20 protein-coding genes are annotated in these 16,415 nt (G+C 52.7%); 11 read left to right on the plus strand and 9 right to left on the minus strand.

All coding sequences use genetic code 11. From position 1 onward, the window contains the following. Positions 1-75 precede the first annotated feature (75 nt). Genes PHF39_RS11040 through PHF39_RS11060 form a run of 5 tightly spaced genes read left to right on the plus strand, consistent with a single transcriptional unit; the run spans position 76 to position 3,587 of the window. Positions 76-942, plus strand: a complete 867-nt coding sequence (locus PHF39_RS11040; RefSeq protein WP_300223933.1) for a pantoate kinase — start codon at positions 76-78, stop codon at positions 940-942. After that, entirely contained in the window at positions 939-1,670 is a 732-nt protein-coding gene (locus PHF39_RS11045) for a 4-phosphopantoate--beta-alanine ligase (protein WP_300223936.1), read from the plus strand. The genes PHF39_RS11040 and PHF39_RS11045 overlap by 4 nt, the downstream gene beginning before the upstream one ends. Beyond that, positions 1,657-2,652, plus strand: coding sequence for an AAA family ATPase (locus PHF39_RS11050; RefSeq protein WP_300223939.1), 996 nt, complete (start codon positions 1,657-1,659; stop codon positions 2,650-2,652). The genes PHF39_RS11045 and PHF39_RS11050 overlap by 14 nt, the downstream gene beginning before the upstream one ends. Beyond that, positions 2,649-3,380 carry a methyltransferase domain-containing protein gene (locus tag PHF39_RS11055; RefSeq protein WP_300223942.1) on the plus strand — a complete coding sequence of 244 codons (732 nt, stop codon included), beginning with the start codon at positions 2,649-2,651 and terminating at the stop codon, positions 3,378-3,380. The genes PHF39_RS11050 and PHF39_RS11055 overlap by 4 nt, the downstream gene beginning before the upstream one ends. 3 nt (positions 3,381-3,383) lie before the next feature. Next, the gene (locus PHF39_RS11060; RefSeq protein WP_300223945.1) at positions 3,384-3,587 is read left to right on the plus strand and encodes a hypothetical protein; all 204 of its coding nucleotides are present in this window, start codon (positions 3,384-3,386) and stop codon (positions 3,585-3,587) included. 969 nt (positions 3,588-4,556) lie between these two features. Here the strand turns inward: PHF39_RS11060 and PHF39_RS11065 are convergent. Then, positions 4,557-5,885 carry an AIR synthase-related protein gene (locus tag PHF39_RS11065; RefSeq protein ID WP_300223948.1) on the minus strand — a complete coding sequence of 443 codons (1,329 nt, stop codon included), beginning with the start codon at positions 5,883-5,885 and terminating at the stop codon, positions 4,557-4,559. 41 nt (positions 5,886-5,926) lie between these two features. After that, the gene (locus PHF39_RS11070) at positions 5,927-6,883 is read right to left on the minus strand and encodes a tetratricopeptide repeat protein (protein ID WP_300223951.1); all 957 of its coding nucleotides are present in this window, start codon (positions 6,881-6,883) and stop codon (positions 5,927-5,929) included. A gap of 776 nt (positions 6,884-7,659) precedes the next feature. Between PHF39_RS11070 and PHF39_RS11075 the strand changes: the two genes are divergently transcribed. Continuing rightward, positions 7,660-8,220 (plus strand): hypothetical protein, encoded by a 561-nt coding sequence (locus tag PHF39_RS11075; RefSeq protein WP_300223954.1) that lies wholly within the window; start codon positions 7,660-7,662, stop codon positions 8,218-8,220. On the opposite strand, the gene PHF39_RS11080 is transcribed toward PHF39_RS11075, so the two are convergent. Next, complete coding sequence (locus tag PHF39_RS11080) at positions 8,201-8,392, minus strand: rubredoxin (RefSeq protein ID WP_300223961.1); 192 nt, start codon at positions 8,390-8,392, stop codon at positions 8,201-8,203. The two genes, PHF39_RS11075 and PHF39_RS11080, sit on opposite strands and share 20 nt — an antisense overlap. Before the next feature lie 71 nt (positions 8,393-8,463). Further along, the gene (locus PHF39_RS11085) at positions 8,464-9,057 is read right to left on the minus strand and encodes a DUF99 family protein (RefSeq protein WP_300223964.1); all 594 of its coding nucleotides are present in this window, start codon (positions 9,055-9,057) and stop codon (positions 8,464-8,466) included. A 38-nt stretch (positions 9,058-9,095) separates the two neighbouring features. Between PHF39_RS11085 and aglJ the strand changes: the two genes are divergently transcribed. After that, positions 9,096-10,025: an S-layer glycoprotein N-glycosyltransferase AglJ gene (gene aglJ / locus PHF39_RS11090; RefSeq protein ID WP_300223967.1), complete on the plus strand. Its 930-nt coding sequence runs from the start codon at positions 9,096-9,098 to the stop codon at positions 10,023-10,025. A gap of 78 nt (positions 10,026-10,103) precedes the next feature. Here the strand turns inward: aglJ and PHF39_RS11095 are convergent, their stop codons facing one another. From PHF39_RS11095 to PHF39_RS11115, 5 genes are read right to left on the minus strand one after another with little or no spacing between them, the layout of a single operon-like run. After that, a complete protein-coding gene (locus PHF39_RS11095; protein WP_300223970.1) occupies positions 10,104-10,640 on the minus strand; it encodes an aldolase in 537 nt (178 codons plus the stop codon). A gap of 58 nt (positions 10,641-10,698) precedes the next feature. Continuing rightward, entirely contained in the window at positions 10,699-11,349 is a 651-nt protein-coding gene (gene npdG, locus PHF39_RS11100; protein ID WP_300223973.1) for an NADPH-dependent F420 reductase, read from the minus strand. A gap of 1 nt (position 11,350) precedes the next feature. Beyond that, positions 11,351-11,623 (minus strand): thioredoxin, encoded by a 273-nt coding sequence (trxA, locus tag PHF39_RS11105; RefSeq protein WP_300223976.1) that lies wholly within the window; start codon positions 11,621-11,623, stop codon positions 11,351-11,353. Positions 11,624-11,676: 53 nt separating this feature from the next. After that, the gene (locus PHF39_RS11110) at positions 11,677-13,134 is read right to left on the minus strand and encodes a preprotein translocase subunit SecD (protein ID WP_300223979.1); all 1,458 of its coding nucleotides are present in this window, start codon (positions 13,132-13,134) and stop codon (positions 11,677-11,679) included. Further along, positions 13,131-13,982, minus strand: coding sequence for a protein translocase subunit SecF (locus PHF39_RS11115; protein ID WP_300223982.1), 852 nt, complete (start codon positions 13,980-13,982; stop codon positions 13,131-13,133). Before PHF39_RS11115 ends, PHF39_RS11110 begins: the two co-directional genes overlap by 4 nt. Positions 13,983-14,198: 216 nt before the next feature. On the opposite strand from PHF39_RS11115, the gene PHF39_RS11120 reads away from it, so the two are divergent. From PHF39_RS11120 to PHF39_RS11135, 4 genes are all read left to right on the plus strand, one after another. Continuing rightward, positions 14,199-14,510, plus strand: coding sequence for a DUF2551 domain-containing protein (locus tag PHF39_RS11120; protein ID WP_300223985.1), 312 nt, complete (start codon positions 14,199-14,201; stop codon positions 14,508-14,510). A gap of 122 nt (positions 14,511-14,632) precedes the next feature. Next, on the plus strand, positions 14,633-14,848 hold the full coding sequence (locus PHF39_RS11125; protein ID WP_366144236.1) for a hypothetical protein: 216 nt from the start codon (positions 14,633-14,635) through the stop codon (positions 14,846-14,848). Further along, complete coding sequence (locus PHF39_RS11130; RefSeq protein ID WP_300223989.1) at positions 14,848-15,255, plus strand: archease; 408 nt, start codon at positions 14,848-14,850, stop codon at positions 15,253-15,255. The genes PHF39_RS11125 and PHF39_RS11130 overlap by 1 nt, the downstream gene beginning before the upstream one ends. Positions 15,256-15,276: 21 nt before the next feature. Next, positions 15,277-16,415 (plus strand): RtcB family protein (locus tag PHF39_RS11135; RefSeq protein WP_300223992.1); only part of this gene is annotated, 1,139 nt, incomplete at its 3' end.

Below are 16,415 nucleotides of genomic sequence, written 5' to 3' on the forward strand. Positions count from 1 at the left end.
GAAACGCATCCCATTACAGTGTCCATAATCCCTTAAAGGCTGAAACACCTACCAGTACATACCAAGCGGAACGTCATGAAAGCAACAACGGTCACTGCATTCTGCCCGGGCCATATCTCCGGCTATTTCAAACGGGTTAATGGCGCTACACCGGCCTCCACCGGGAGTCTCGGGGCCGGAATTGTCATCGACAGCGGAGTCACCGCAACCGTGACCCGGTCAAACAAGATCACAGTTCACATCCGCCGTAAGAACAGGGATGGGACCATCCGTGAACAGCTGGTGGGGTCACCACTCATAGAATCGGTTATGAAAAAACTCGGCCAGACGGTATCGATTATCACGCAGTGCAGCTTGCCCATCGGTGCGGGATTTGGCCTCTCTGCCGCAGCGCTGCTCTCCACGCTGACAGCAGTAAACCGGTTGCATAACCTCAACCTTTCCAATCATGATATTGCTGTTCTCGCCCATGAAGCCGAGGTTCGGTACCAGACCGGCCTTGGCGATGTTGCTGCATGCCAGGCCGGGGGATGGGTTGTCCGGGACGGGCCCGGGATCGATGCGCCAATTCACCGGCGCTATGATCTGACAAAACCAATCTATGCCGTGAGTTTTGGTCCCATCCACACACCCTCCGTCCTTGCTTCCCCACAACAGATGGAACGGGTAGCCTCGGCGTTTCCGCACCATGCGCCGCGCAATGGCGAGGACCTCTTTTCTGTCTCGCAACACTTCACGCTCAAAAGCGGCCTTGCAACAGAGGAGATCCTTGAAGTGATCCGGTTGTGTAATGCAAGGAAAATACCGGCCAGCATGACCATGCTCGGCAACGGAGTCTTTGCGTACGGTGAGTCTGCAAAGGAAATTCTCGCTCCCTACGGAGAGGTTTACGAATGCCGGATTGCCAAGGGCGGCCCCCGAATCACGGGAGTGAGCCTATGATTCCTCCAGACCACCCGCGCTACCGTTCCCTCATTACCCGTGAGCGTCTTGCACGGTGTGCACAGGGCGGAATTGTTGCCATGGAAGGTCTCGCCGCGCATGGCCGGGGAGAGGCATTCGATTACCTCCTTGGTGAAAAAACCACGAAAAGTGCCTTCCTTGCAGAACAGACCGCTGCCGCCATGCTCCTTTCCGCCAGTTACCCGGTTATCTCGGTAAACGGAAACACCGCAGCACTGGCAGCAAAGGAAATCGCAGAACTGCAGAAGGCCTGCGGTGCAGTTGTCGAGGTCAACCTCTTCCACCGTACCGAGGCACGGGTGGCACAGATCGAGAAGATCCTCCGCGATGCCGGTGCAGAAGTCTTTTCGGGACCTGCCGAGCAGCTGCTTCCCCTCTCCCATGACCGTGCATGGTGCCGGAGGGAGGGTATGTATACAGCAGATGTCGTCCTTGTTCCGCTCGAGGATGGGGATCGCTGCGAAGCGCTGGTCGGCATGGGAAAAAAGGTGATAGCAATCGACCTCAACCCGCTCTCCCGTACAGCAAGGAAAGCAACGCTGACGGTAGTTGATGAAGTGACCCGTGCCCTTCCTGCAATTGCCAGGGCCTGCCAGGATCTTTCCGATGAAGAGAAAAGCCGTCTTCTTTCAACGCTTGACAACCATTATCTTTTGTCGGAAGCAATACGTGAGATAACTGCGAGGTTATCCCATGCTCTGGATTGAGAAATACCGCCCTGCAACATTTCCGGAGATCGTGGGACAGGATGCTGTTATCCACCACCTTGTTTCGTTTGCCACCACGAAGACCTCTCCTCACCTAATTCTCACCGGGCCGCACGGCACAGGGAAGAGTGCTGCGGTTGAATGTTTTGCCAGGGCACTGTATGGCGAGAACTGGGAGCAGAATACCTCCATCTTCCAGACTTCCGATATCTTCCACCAGGGAAAAGCATTGCTCGAACAGGATGAGCGGTATACCCATATTTACCAGAAGAACCTCTCGCTGATAGCCAATTTCAAGTACATCATCAAGTGGTACGCATCACTTAGGCCTCTCGATGCAGAGTTCAAGATCCTTGTCTTTGAGGACGCGCACACCCTGACCCGCGATGCCCAGCAGGCGCTCCGCAGGATCATGGAGCAGACCAGCAGAACCTGCCGTTTTATCTTTACCACAACCAATTCGAGCGCAATCATCCCCGCGATTGCTTCCCGCTGCCTTCCGCTCTTTTTTTCCCCGGTCGACCAGGATATCATGCTCCTGCACCTGAAACAAATTCTCAAAAAAGAGTCTTTGCAGGACTCGCCCTGCTCTGATGATGATCTGGACCTTATCGTCCAGGCATCAGGGGGCGATTTGCGGCAGGCAATCCTGCTGCTCCAGGTTGCCCTTGCCACCGGCAAATGCCAGAAGATCCTTGAAGTTGCGCAACCGGAAACCACGACAATTGCGGGTTCTGCGATCACAATCCTCAAAGAAGGCGATACCCGGGGAGCGATGAGACGGCTCGAATCGCTGGTGATCGATTACGGGCTCTCGGGAAGCGAAGTCCTTTCCGAGATCCGCACGGTTATAAAACGCGAGTACAATGACCCGAGACTGGCAATCTGCCTTGCTGATGCCGAGTCCCGTATGCGGAACTCCAATAACGAATTTATCCAGATAGGGGCACTCACTACCGGGATGCGGGAGATCTTCACATGAACCGGGTACAACAGGAGAAGATCCAGGAGCACTATGATTCCGTTGCCTGCACGTACGACAACCATTACGATCACCTTACCCGGGGCCGGCCGTACCATGACCACCTGAGCGACCACCTTATCAAAGCCCTCCCGGAGAAGGGTGATCTGCTCGATATTGGTTGCGGAACTGCGCTCTTCGCGGAGAAATACCTGCGGAACGGGGGAACAGCAACAGGTCTTGACATCAGCGGGAAGATGCTCGCCAGGGCACGCGAGCGGTGTCCCGGCTGCACATTCGTTGTCGGGAAAGGCGAGACGCTCCCGTTCCGGGACGGGTCATTCGATGCCATCTCAAGCCTTCTTGTCTTCAGCTATGTGAAAACTCCTGACACAATGCTTGCTGAAGCCAACCGCGTCCTCCGGCCCGGGGGCAGCATTGCTGTCTGCACCCTGGGAAAGAAACTCATCACAAAGGGGATTCCGGCACTCTATCATATCAGTGAAAAAGTAAAATTCCAGCACGTGGTGATGAAGAACTTTGGGGAACGATACTATAACGAAGAGGAGATGATTCACCTTTTCTCTGATGCGGGATTCACGGATATCACCGTTAAATGGTGCTCTTTTGCCCACATCGACATGATCGACCCGCTCTTCTCCCTGGCGTCGAAACTCGAACCATTTGTCGAGAAGCGCGTACCCCAGCTGGCCTTTAACATATTCGTTTCTGCAAAAAAACGCAGGTGACACATGGAAGCTGCTCCCCTGGAAGAAGGCTATCCCCCTGCCAGAAAAGAAGGCTCCATCAAAGATTACTCTTCAGAGGAGTGCCCTCATCCCCTGAAAACCTTTATTCAAATTGGGACTATTTTTGTAATCAGAGGTCATTTTGAACCCCTTTGTTTTGGCCGTTTTTTCACGGGAGCCGCGAAGTTGACTTATTCGACCGGATAACCTGACATAAACTTCCGTAAACGTTCATTTTGGCCTCCGATTTTAAGGATTTTACGACGGCAGGCCCAAATTGCGCTAATAGAACCCTAACAGATCGCAAAAGTCACCTGCGATCGGGCTCCAGAAAGGGGGTTCTGGGGGCCGGATCGCCGGATCCGGAGGCCCGGGGGATTTCTGTCACTAATACCTGGAACCCGGGAATCTGTCTCGGGCATCCCCCGGTTTTTTTCTGATGGAACGTTTTGGCAATAACGTTCTATTGAGGATCTTCAAACCAAGACACGATAAGAATCTGAAACGTTCTTTAAGTTAAGGATTCGAAATTGGAAATTTCATCAGAACTTTGATAATGAGAAAATAGACATAAACCGATCTTCGAAAAACGCATCCGCGTTCATCTCATCGTCTTGGTTTTCAAACCAGCCAGAGGCGCAAGGATGGCAATTATCTGAAGGGATCTTTTCTACTGAACGGTAGATGAGTGAGAATCGTGTCAGAGAATATTCCTGCCATTTTTTCGCTATTTGGATTTATTATGTTCCTTTGACTCAAGAGATCTCCTACTCACAACGCACTCAGTGGAATTACGAGAGTGGCCCCCACTCTCATCGAAGAACGCTGATGCATTCAGGAGAAGGTCAACGACCTTCTCCTGCCGCAGGTCTGACGACCTGTGGCATTCTGCAACCTCCCTACGGTCGGTCCCCCAGAGGGGGAGTCCGAATGGTCCATCAGGACCATGAGGAAGGAGAAGAACCCAAAAGGTTCTTCGAGGGCGAGAAGATGCCGCGCATCTTCTCGTCTCGCAGTCCAATGACTGTGAAGACAGCCCAAGGGGGCAAGCTCCCTTGACCCCCAGTTTTCAATTTTATTGAAATCCGCGTACGGCTTTGTTCCACGGGGCGAGGGTCGGAAGACCCCGAGCGCCCGTGGCTCCATCCCAATCTAACGCTATCCCATACAAATTTTCTACAGAGCAGTTTTTTTCAGGTTAGCAAGCACGCGTTCCTTTTTCCGGATCGCCGCTTCCGAAGCCCGCACAACCCCGTTTTTCATCTCCTCGAAATCGCGGGCTTCCGTGTCAGCAACCTTCTTGACCGGCGTGTACGCGGACTCGCGGAACCGTGGCGAGAAGTCATGGTCCCTGCCATCCCTGCGGAGTACAGCTTCAGATTTCCCGGCCTCGACATGACCAATCTGCTTCATGGTTACTCCTGCAGAGCCGATGGCCCGGATAATTTCCGCTGCCACATCCTTTGGGGCAACCACCAGCAGGGAGTCCAGCGAAACGCCGAGATAATCGATCCGGAGTTTCTCAAGCATCTCTTTTACCTGCGGCTGGACAAGGCTGCCAATCTCCGTCTCATCAATGACAATCCGGCAGCCGGCAGTCTCGGCCATCTCGAATGCATCCCCGCGGAGGCCGCCATTGGTAACATCGGTCATTGCGTGAATGCGGGAAAAGACAGGATGTTTCATCAGCGACTCGCAGGCAAAGAGGAAATTTAAGTTTATTGTCTGCTCGACAACCTCGGGGAATCCGGAGTAGATTGCAGCAGTCGCAATTGTGCCACCGCCTGCTCCCTCTGTCATAAGAAGGACATCTCCCGGCCGTGTGGATTTTCTTGCAGTGAGGTGCTCTGCGACCCCTACTGCGCCGACGCAGCCGGTGAGCCGGTTGCCAAGCACCATATCCCCGCCGATCCGCAGCGTTGAGCCGGTGACCAGCGGGACGTTCATCGCTTCCCCGACAGTTGTGATCCCGGCAGTATAGTCAAAGATCTTTGCCACATCGCCATCATCAGCAACATGGATATCGGAGAAGAGCATGACGGGCTTTGCACCCATAACATAAGCATCCCTGAGCGTGGCCCGGGTCACATGGAATCCTGCAAGGAAGGGGAAATCGGAGAGACGGGAATGCATACCATCAACCGTACAGACGATGTACTGGCCGCCGGCCTTCACCGCGCCGGCATCATCCATCTCGTCAACCCCGACAGATGCAGAAGTCTTGCCGATGATGCGGGCGATCTGGCGGTGCGCAAAAAAGTCCCCTTTCCCCCGGGAGCCCACGCCAAACTCACCCATGCAGACACCTGCAGGTTCAAACTCGAAGAGATCTCCCGAGAGTCCACCGGAGTTTTTTGCCTCCTCGATCACTGCCTGTGCGAAAGCTGATGCATACGAGGGATTACACCCTTTCATCCGGACAATATGATCAGCGAGGCTTTCAATGAGGGCGCTCTCGTTCCTGCCTTCGGCAAGACCCCTGCGGGCATACTCCTCAACATCCATGTATTCCGGTTCGTGGAGCGGACATAAAAATGCGGAGTATCCTACCGCAGGAGAATCCCCAGGACTTCAGAAAAAGCGTGGAACGCATCGTCGACATTCCCGTTTTTCAAAAGTGCCAGGCCTTTCACAAGACCCGTGCGGACATCCTTTACATCGATGTAATACGCTTTGTCGAAAGCGCGGGCCGATTCTTCGAGCCGGCCGGTGAGGAAACAGGAGTTGCTCAAGACAACCCAGGCATCAGCGTTAGAAGGATCGATCCCGAGCGCCTTTTCAAGAACCGGGATCGCTTCATCATGACGGCCCATGAGCGAGAGCGCAAGCCCTTTCCGGTATAATGCTTTTGCATGCGCAGGTTCAAGGGAGAGAGCACGGTCAAGGCTCTCAATGCCGTCACGGTATTCTTTCAGGTGGATGTGCGCAATACCCTTGTTGACAAGAGCCGAGAGAAAGAACGGGAAGATCTTCAGGGCGCGATCATAGCACGCGATCTCCTCTTCATAGCGTTTCAGTTTCCCGAGCGCAAATCCCTTGTTCACCCACGCTGAGAGGTAACGGGGCCGCACGGCAAGTGCGCGATCGCAACAATGGATCTCTCCCTCATGTCTGCCGAGCATCCCCAATGCAACACCCTTGTTGTTCCATGCCGTTGCATTCTCCGGATCGATTGCAAGGGCCTGATCGCAGCAGGAGATCTTCTCCTCAAACCGGGCCAGCATCCCGCAGGCAAATCCGCGGTTGTTCCATGCATCGATATTCCTGGGATCGAGCTCGATAGCTTTCTTACAGCATTCGATCTCCTCTTCGTAGCGCCCCAGTTTGCCAAGGGCAAAACCACGGCCCACCCATGCGGGGGCAAATGAGGGATCAGCATCAATGGCACGGGTGAACGCCTCAAGTGCCTCTTTGTGCTGCCTGCTGCGCCCAAGCGCAAGGCCCCGGGTATGGTAATTCCTGCATTCTTCCCTGGATCCGGAATGAGAATTTTGTATTGACATGAGCGACTCGATAATTCGGGAAATACTCTTGGGCTTTTACCAGAAATAGGTTCACGGCATATTTATTATCAGCAGGTAGGGGATCGGGGACCTGATTGCCGGCCATTGCCCAGTGACACCGTCCTGACTTCTGAACGTGAGGGAGATTTTCAGCGGGAAATCCCCCGGCCCCCCAAATTGCCCGATCGGGCCGCCGGAACACCCCCCCATAGCCCGATCGCAGGTGACTTTCGCGATCTATTAGGGTCCTATTAGCGCAATTTGAGCGTACCGTCGTAAAACACCCAAAATCGGAGGCTGAAATGGGCTCTTTTGGAAGTTTATGTCAGGTGATCCAATCAAATAAGTCAATTTCACGGTTCCTGTAAAAAACAGCCGGAACAAATGGGGTCAAAATGACCTCTGATTTGAAAAAGGGGCCCGATTTGAAAAAGTGGTTTTCAGGGGGCGGGGGGACTCCGGGAAGGATCATTCTCCGACGTGCAACAGCTCATCCAACCTGGAGCGTGAGGAGAGTCCGGAAGATTCTTCGAATGAGAAACGGATCCTTGGGATAGTGATCTCCTCAACCGCGGGCAGCGTCCGGGTTCTCAAGAATCCAAAGTATATGGAGGAACATTGAGAGAAATACTGAACACAGGTATTTCCAGGAAGCAAAGTAAACCAGTTACCGCATCAATCCCCTGAATGGCTGATATGGTAAAAGAGTCTCTGAGAAAAAAATTTATGAGTTATAATTGATAAAAATTATTAATAATTATTGTAAATATTAAATTGTGGTAACTGAACGAGAACGGGCATCATCCGCAATTCACGGGTGTATTTTCCTCGTCGCAATAACGATTATTCTTTCCTCACTGGTTTTGCTCATGACGCCAAATCTTCCTTTATTTTCATCAGATGAAATCCCGGTAATTTTTGAGATCGTATCAATGAAATATACCAAAACCGGGAGCTGGAAATATGAGAACAAACTGGTTGTGAAAAACTCCGGGCCGATAGCATATGATAACCGGAAACTCTCAGCCATCACCTACCGGAACGGAGAGCCTCTTGCCTGTAAAATACCCTATATCAATTTCCAGTATTATATCAATAACAAACCGCTGGGAATCCAGAGAATCGGGGGAATGGGGACCGATGATTTGTCCTGGGTCCCGGAAGCTACGATATTTATCGATTACTCCCAGGGGACATTCCGTCCCGGGGATACGATCCGGTTCGAGGTCTATGACAGGGAGACCAACAGGATCATTTCAAGCGACACATACCCACACAAAGAAAAAACAGGAGAGGAAAAAATGATGGAAGAGTATCTCAGTCGTCCAGGCGCCTGAAGACACCCTTCTTTGCTTTCAGGATTTTACATTCAGGACAACGCCAGGTATCAGGGACCTTTTCCCAGGGGGTTCCTGCCGGGACTCCATTCTTCGGGTCGCCTTTTACCGGATCATAGATATAGTGACATTCAAGACAGACCCAGCGTGCAAGTTTTTCATCCTTAACCATGGGATACAACTCCGTACAAGAATCGTGAATTGATATCAATCATTTTTCTTTTGGTTACTTGAAGTCACCTCTCAGGGCAAAATGTCCTGCTCGCCGATAGGTTTTTGGTATGTGAGTGATGAGCGTGAACGGGCGCAGAGACGGGCTACCCGCAGGGGTTCCGGAATCCCGCCTTCATGAGTAAAATCATTGCAGAGCCGGCCTGCATCTTCCAGCGAGATTTCCCAGGCCCTGATAAAAATTGTCTGGCCGGTATGCAACGGGACAGGGATTCTTTTCCCCAGGTTCCGGTATGCCAGGAGCCTTTTTTCATCATGAGGAAAATGGTGCCGTATCTCGTTCTCGAGCCCGTCCGATTCCTCATAGGTAACGCAGATAACCGGAACACCGGAGACTTCTGCAATCCGCCCGGGATCGATTACATTAAACCAGGAGATGACACAGCCGGAGAGGAGGATGACATTCAGGTCTCTTCGCTCAAGAGACTGGACCATACCTGTTATGGATTCTGTCGCATCCATACCTCCAACCGTCACGGTCCCAAAGCAGAACCCGTCAATCCGGAGGTCCTTTCTCATCACGACCCCGGCAAGTGTCGAAAAGGTCCTTCCGGAATAGCTTTCTGCAATCCCCAGCGCTCTCAGCCCTTTCTTGGGCAGATGCATAGAAGCACTTATGACACCGGATTAAAAATACTATACCGATGAAATTCAACAAAGATGAGGTCTGCATTTTAATTCCCACCCTCAATGAGGGTCCGACCATTGGCGGCATGGTCAAGGAATTCAAGGCACTTGGCTACAACCACATCCTTGTCATGGATGGCAGGAGCACGGACAATACGGTCAAGGTTGCCCGTGAGGCTGGTGCAAATGTCCGGACGCAGTCCGGGAAAGGGAAAGGAAATGCAATCATTGAGGCATTTGAGGTCATCGAACAGCCCTACATCCTCATGCTTGATGGCGACGGCACCTACTCTGCAAGGGATGCGGAAAAGATGCTGACGCCCCTGTTCCTCGGTTTTGACCAGGTCATCGGGGACCGCCTCATCAATGCCGAAGAAGGTGCGTTTTCGCGGATGAACCTCTTTGGCAACCACATGCTCAACATGCTTTTCAAGATCGCCCACAGCCGGGATCTTCATGACATCCTGTCGGGATACCGGGCATTCACGAAACTTGCCATCCACCAGATGCACTTAAAGGAGAAGGGCTTTGAGATCGAGACCGAGATCTCGGTGGAGGCCGTGCGGAACGGTCACCGGATCATGGTCGTGCCGGTGAAATATTCCCGCCGTCCCGGCACCGCAACAAAACTCTCCCCATTCCATGATGGCATGAAAATTGTCAGCACCATTTACCGGCTCGCGCGGGTCAACAACCCCATGTTTTATTTTGGCATGATGGGGCTGTTCACAACCCTGCTCGGCCTGCTCACAGGGCTTTATGTCCTGCTTGAATGGTTACAACCCGGCCATATCGAGCATATCCCGCTCACGATCCTCACAGTGCTCCTCATTGTTGTGGGAATTGAAATCTTCATGTTCGGCATCATCAGCGATATGCTGCTCGTCTTCCACAGGGAAATTGTCCGGGAGATCCAGCTCCTCCAGCCTCCAAAGCCCCCAAAGTAATTTTTATTTCCTTATTCTGCTTTTTGGCTGTCAACAGATTTTTTTATTGAAAAACAGCGGCGACCAGGGCGGAATCCCTTACCGGAATACCTGTTTTATTGCGAGCACCCGGCACGAGTGTTCTGCAAGCGATGTGAACTGGTATGCTTCGTCAAGATTCTTCCCTGCCGCAAATGTCCCATGTCCCCGCACGATAACCAGTTTTGTTGATTTGAGTGCGCATGCGACATTATCAGCAAGTTCCTGCGTGCCCGGTGCCCCATCAACAACAGGTATTTTCGGGCAGAACATCCTGCCCTCACTATCTTCAGGCAGGACTTCATCCATCACCAGCGATGCGGCTATTGCAGCCTGGGGATGAGCGTGAACGATGGCCTGGTAGTCCGCGTTCTTGTATATCGCACGATGGACGCGGTACTCGCTGGAAGCGTTTTTTGGGACGGTCCCTTCAAGAGGGACGAAGACCAGTTCATGGACTTCATCCAGGTAATCTCCGGTCCGCTTGATAAAAAAACCCTCATCTCCGTTACGGACACTGATATTACCGAAGTTGCCACCGACGAGATGCTCGGCAAAGAGCCGTTTTCCAATCCTCTCGAATTCGCGGACAGGCATAGTGTGTTACTCCACTTCAGGTACTATCGGAGGTTATCGTTGATAAAAAGGGGAGTGATTACCGGAACTGGATCCCGACATCCCGCATCTTGTTATACCGGGCAATGTTGAGCAGGAGCGGGGTAAGGGACTCCACCATGCAGGACACGGTAAGGGGGCCGGCGTCAAATGCCCTGAGCCGGGATACCTTGTTTACTATCTCCATCACGGTCTTCTTTGCTTCGGCATCATCTCCACAGACCGGTACGGAGTATTCGAGCTCCTCGTCCAGTGCTTTCCACTTGTTTGCCGCGATTGTGTTGAACGCGGTACAGAGCCGGGCTTCTTTTGGCAGGATGCTGCGGATCATGAGTGCGGCCGACCCCTCCGGCGGTGGAACGAAAACAAAATGATCGGTCTTTTCCATCGGGTTGACCGGGCTGACAACGATCTTGTTCTCGAACCCGTGGAGCGTTGCAAGCGTGGATGCGGCATGCTTGAACGGGATTGCAAGGATGACCACGTCCGCAGCGTCCACAGCATCCTGGTTTGTCACGCCTTTCATCGAGCAGGGCTTTCCACGCTTTGCCATCTGTTCCCTGCCCATGGTGCAGGTCGCTTCTGCCTTGTCCTGTTCCCGGGATCCGACAATCACATCATAATAAGGGGAGAGCCGCATGGCCATACCCTCGCCGATATCCCCGGTCCCGCCGACTATTCCAATCTTCATGTTATCCCACCAGAGGTCTTAACAGGTTTTCCAGGGTGGGGAGATCTGTTACCCCCTCCAATGACTGGACGACCCTGTCGTCTTTCTCGATGATGAGGGTGGGAACAACCCGGATCCCGTATTTTTCCGCCAGGTCCATGTGGGCGTCCACGTCAATTTTCCGGATCTCAACTGCATCTCCCATCTTTTTTGCCAGTTCCTCGATGATGGGGGTCTGCATCTTGCAGGGGCCGCACCATGTGGCAAAGAAATCAAACAATACCGGTTTGCTCATTAAATTTACCCGATATGGTTGTCGATGAAAAAAAAGATAAATCTATGGTATTGTTACTTGGAGAGGATCTGCATGATGATCCTGCCATACGCAGGACGCGTGACGATAACCCCGACCAGCACACCAAGGATGGTGATGATGGCAAAACCCTTCAGGGTTGAAAGGTCCATCAGGGCCAGCGGAATCATCGCGATTACCACGGTCGCTGCTGCGGCAACGATGATACCGAGTGCCCGGGCAAGCCGTTTGAGATAGAGGTTCGGTGAAGGTACTTTTCCCTCATGCAGGATCTCATCCGTGATGATGACCAGCTGGTCAATACCGGTTCCCAGGACCGCGATCAGACCCGCTATTGTGGGAAGGTCCATCTGGAACTTGATGGCTGCAATGAAACCAAGCAATATGACGACTTCCGAGGCATTGATGAGCACCATCGGCAGTACAATGCCGGGCTCGCGATACCGGTAATACACTGCACAACCTACAGCAATAAGTGCGCAGATACCGGCAAGGATACACATCATTTTGTAGCGTTCGCCAAGGGGCGCGGATGTGCTTCCCGAACCTGCAACGGCAACATCAACCGGGAGGGCTCCGGCACGCAGGTGGATCTCCAGGTTCGTTGCCTGGTCGGATCCGGCATTGCCGGTACCGGTAGATGCAACCATGCGCCGTGTGGACGTTGTCTTCAACGATGAGGCGAGATCCGAACTCAGTGGCGCCGAGTACACAGTCTTGTTATCGAGGATCATTGCCAGGTAGTGGTTATCCGGATCATCGGTTGCACCGTACCTGATTGCAGCGTCCTGGAATGCCTGTGCCCCTGCTTCGCTTAAGGTAAATTCAACGCCCCAGGAATTTGTCTGGAGATCTTTCTGGGGTCTCTGGACACTCGTGATCACATCGCCGAAGAGCACATGTTCAGTCTGGTTGCCGATCGTCTGGACTCGTATCTCGAACTTCCCCTGCTTGCCGACAATCTCCTGTGCTTCCGTCATGTCGACACCGGCAAGCTCGACACGGATATACCGTACCACGTTGTTCAGTCCGGCCAGGGTATTGACTTTTGCATCCTTGGTGCCCAGACTGTTGATCTTGGTCTCAAGAATGGTCTTTACATGGCTGCCGGTATCCTTGGAAACTCCCTGCTGGTAGCTGGTCAGTTTCCCGCCTGCTTCGGCAAACTTCTGTTCCAGTTCAGCCTGGGTGAAGTACTTCCGGATCTCGATATGGTTCTCGTCGATGAGTTCGACATCCGCATCAAGGCTGTCTGAAAGTTTCGTGACGAATTCCTGGAGAGGCTCGTCCGTCGTGAACCCGACCACCTCTGCCCGGAGCTCAAGCTGGATCCATGCTCCCTGCTGGAGGTCAAGGCCGTACTGGAGGTTTGTTGCAAGCTTTCCGTTCTCATCGATATGAGGGGCGATTGCGACCAGGGAAAGGATGACAAGGATAATGAGCGTAGCGACACGCCAGTCCGTCAGGATCGCTTTGATTTCTGCGGAGTTCATCGGACACCTCCCTTCTGAACGTACCATTTCAGGATAGCTGCATTGGTCAGCCACGTATTGATGACATCAAAGAGAAGCCCGATGAGAAGCACTGCAGAGATCTCCATGAGGATCTGGATTGAGCCAAACCAGGAAACAATAAAGAGGGCGGTGATAGCGGCAAAGGTGGTTGAGGTCATGACAATCCCCGTGTGGAATGCACCCGCAAGTTTGTCATGCAGTTTTCCCTGACGTTTCAGTACGCGATTTGTGAGGAGGATGTCGCTATCCACGGAGTAACCAATCAGCATGAGAAGAGCTGCGGTTGTTCCCAGGGTCAAAGAAATGCCAATAAGGTTCATTGCTGCCGCGGTCATGACGATATCCGCGAACGCAGATAATACAATGGCAACACTGGGAACAAACGTCCGGAACGTGAGAAAAACAACAATTGCCATACCGATGAACGAGAAGATCAGGGCAATGAAAGCCTGGTATTGCAGCGATTTCCCGAAGGTCTCGCTGATCTGGCTGATGCTCGCATCGGGATATTTCTGGCCGACAAAGGTTACAAGGGACTTTGACTGTGCATCGTCCATGGTCCCGAATTTCAGGAATTTCGCATCGTTCATGTCGCTGATCTCAGAGAGGGGATACCCGGCAAAGACGGTCCGCAGATCGTCCTGTGTATCGGTTGTCCTGATAGTAACCGCGGTGCCTCCCGAGAAATCAAGACCGGGCGTGACCGGCATTCCTATCGACATCATGGTAAAGCCGACAAAGAGGAGAGAGAGAACAAGAAGCACAAGCGGGATGACTACCAACTGTTTGGGAGAATATTTCTCTATGTTATAGTTGATCAATCCCATGTCTTACTCATCTGTTGATGAACGATTAAATAGTTATCAGGTTATCCCGGTGAAAGGAAAGTGTATCACCAGAGTATACGGTTTCGCGCGGGAGGGCAATTTCATGATTGCGCAGAAAATTTTTGTTTCTTTTTTAATTGGCGGAATTTGCTAATAGGGTTTCAAAATCGCGCAAAATCAAAAATTATATATAGAGCGACCGGTGACACTAGATGTATGAGATCTCCCTCCGAGATCAAGAGAGTCATTGAGGGCCGGCTCCGGTCATACCTGTCCCGCGACAGGACCGGGATCCGGCGCGAAGTCCTCAGGCTCTTTGTAAAGTCAAAAGCGATCACCATCGCTGAACTGGTGGCCATACTCCAGAAACAGTTCACGGTCACCTTTCATGCGATTGCTTCAATGGTCGGGATCATCGCTTCCCGCATCGGGATCCTGCGTTCAACGCGGAATCCCGATGGAGTGAACAGCTACGAGCTCAAGGAAAAGTATACCGACATCGTAACCAGGATTGTCAACACTGCATGAGCAGGTACTTTTCCGATCCATAACCGTTTTTACCCGGCCATTCCTATGCTATGAGCATAATGTATTCTCATGGCCGGCCTGATTTACACGACATCAGTATTGATCCGGAAGTCATCGAATTCATGGATAAGCGCGATTCTGATTTCCGGATCTGCACTTCCTGTGGTGGCCCGATACTATTGCCGGTCCGCATCAAGCCACCGAAGAAAACCGATCTCCTGGTAAAAGCCGGTAACCATACCATCTATGTCTCCATCCACCAGGCACGTTTTCTCAATTGCATCCAGATGGAGATGGTTCCGTTCTTTGACGATGATTCCTACGGGTACGACCACTGATGAGTTTTGAGGAAATATCGCACACGGCAGATGTGAAAATCCAGGTGTCGGCATCCACCCTTGAAGCGCTTTTCTCTGACGCATTCGACGCACTGATGCAGGTAATGTACGGAAAGAACCGGAGAGGCGGGACACGGCGCGAATTCACCCTGCATGCAGACAATAATGAAACGCTCCTTGTGGATTTCCTGTCTGAGGTCCTGTTCATCTCCGATGTTGACGGGCTGGTCTTCTCCCGTGCCGGCATCACCATCAACCGGGAAGAGTTAACTGCCGTGCTTGATGGCGAAGCATTTGATCCTTCACGACATGCGGGGGGTACCGAAGTCAAGGGCATCTCCTATTCCGGCCTCTCAATTACGCACGATACGAACGGATATATGCTGGACGTCCTACTTGATGTATAACGGGACAAGGAGGGCGATGAGATGATCGAAGGTGTTGTGCGGATCGCGGAAAATGAATGGGAAGTCCCATGCGGGTACATTCCCGGTATGCGGGTACCCGGGAAGTTCTTCCTCTCTGAATCTCTCGGGCGTACCCTCGAGCCGGGGGCCATTTCTCAGCTTGCCAATGTCGCGACCCTGCCCGGAATCGTAAAACACGCTCTTGCCATGCCGGATATTCACTGGGGATATGGTTTTCCCATTGGCGGGGTTGCCGCATTCTCGCTGGAAGACGGGGTCATCTCTCCCGGAGGGGTAGGATTCGATATCAACTGTGGTGTCCGACTCCTGACCACCCCGATATCGATGCAGGATATCAACAACCGCAAGAAGGACCTGATCGATCAACTCTTCCATGTCGTCCCCACAGGTGTCGGGGCAAAAAGCTCCCAGAAACTTCCCTCGCGTGCACTCGATGATATGATGATAAAAGGTGCCCGCTGGGCAGTGGAGAATGGTTATGGCAACGAACGGGATCTTGTCAGGTGCGAAGAAGCCGGTGGCATGAAGGGTGCCTCGGTAAAAACTGTATCCGCAAAGGCACGCCAGCGGGGCATCCCGCAGGGTGGCACCCTGGGGTCCGGCAACCACTTCCTGGAGATCCAGGTTGTCCGGGAGATCTTTGATCCGGTTGCAGCCAGGGCATTCGGCCTCCACGAGGGGCAGGTCTGCTGCATGATCCATTGCGGCTCACGCGGGCTGGGGCACCAGGTGTGCACGGATCACTTGAAACTCCTTGAAACAGCGACAAAAAAGTACCAGATCAGGCTCCCTGACCGCCAGCTCGCCTGTGCACCGATCAGTTCGCCGGAAGGGAGAGACTACTTCAGCGCCATGGCCTCTTCGGCGAATTATGCCTGGGCCAACCGCCAGTTAATCACGCATGCAGTCCGTGAAGTCCTGGCAAAGATGTTTGGGGTCGGCCACGATGAGATGCCCCTTGTGTATGACGTTGCCCACAATGTGGCGAAGATTGAAGAGCATTGCGTTGATGGCAAACGGATGCAGGTCTGTGTCCACCGGAAGGGAGCAACGCGGGCATTCGATCCCGGATCGGCGGATCTTCCATCAGACCTCTCAACAATCGGCCAGCCGGTTATCATTCCCGGCAGCATGGGCAC

Origin of the sequence: Methanoregula sp. (assembly GCF_028712425.1) — an archaeon.
GTDB lineage: Archaea > Halobacteriota > Methanomicrobia > Methanomicrobiales > Methanospirillaceae > Methanoregula.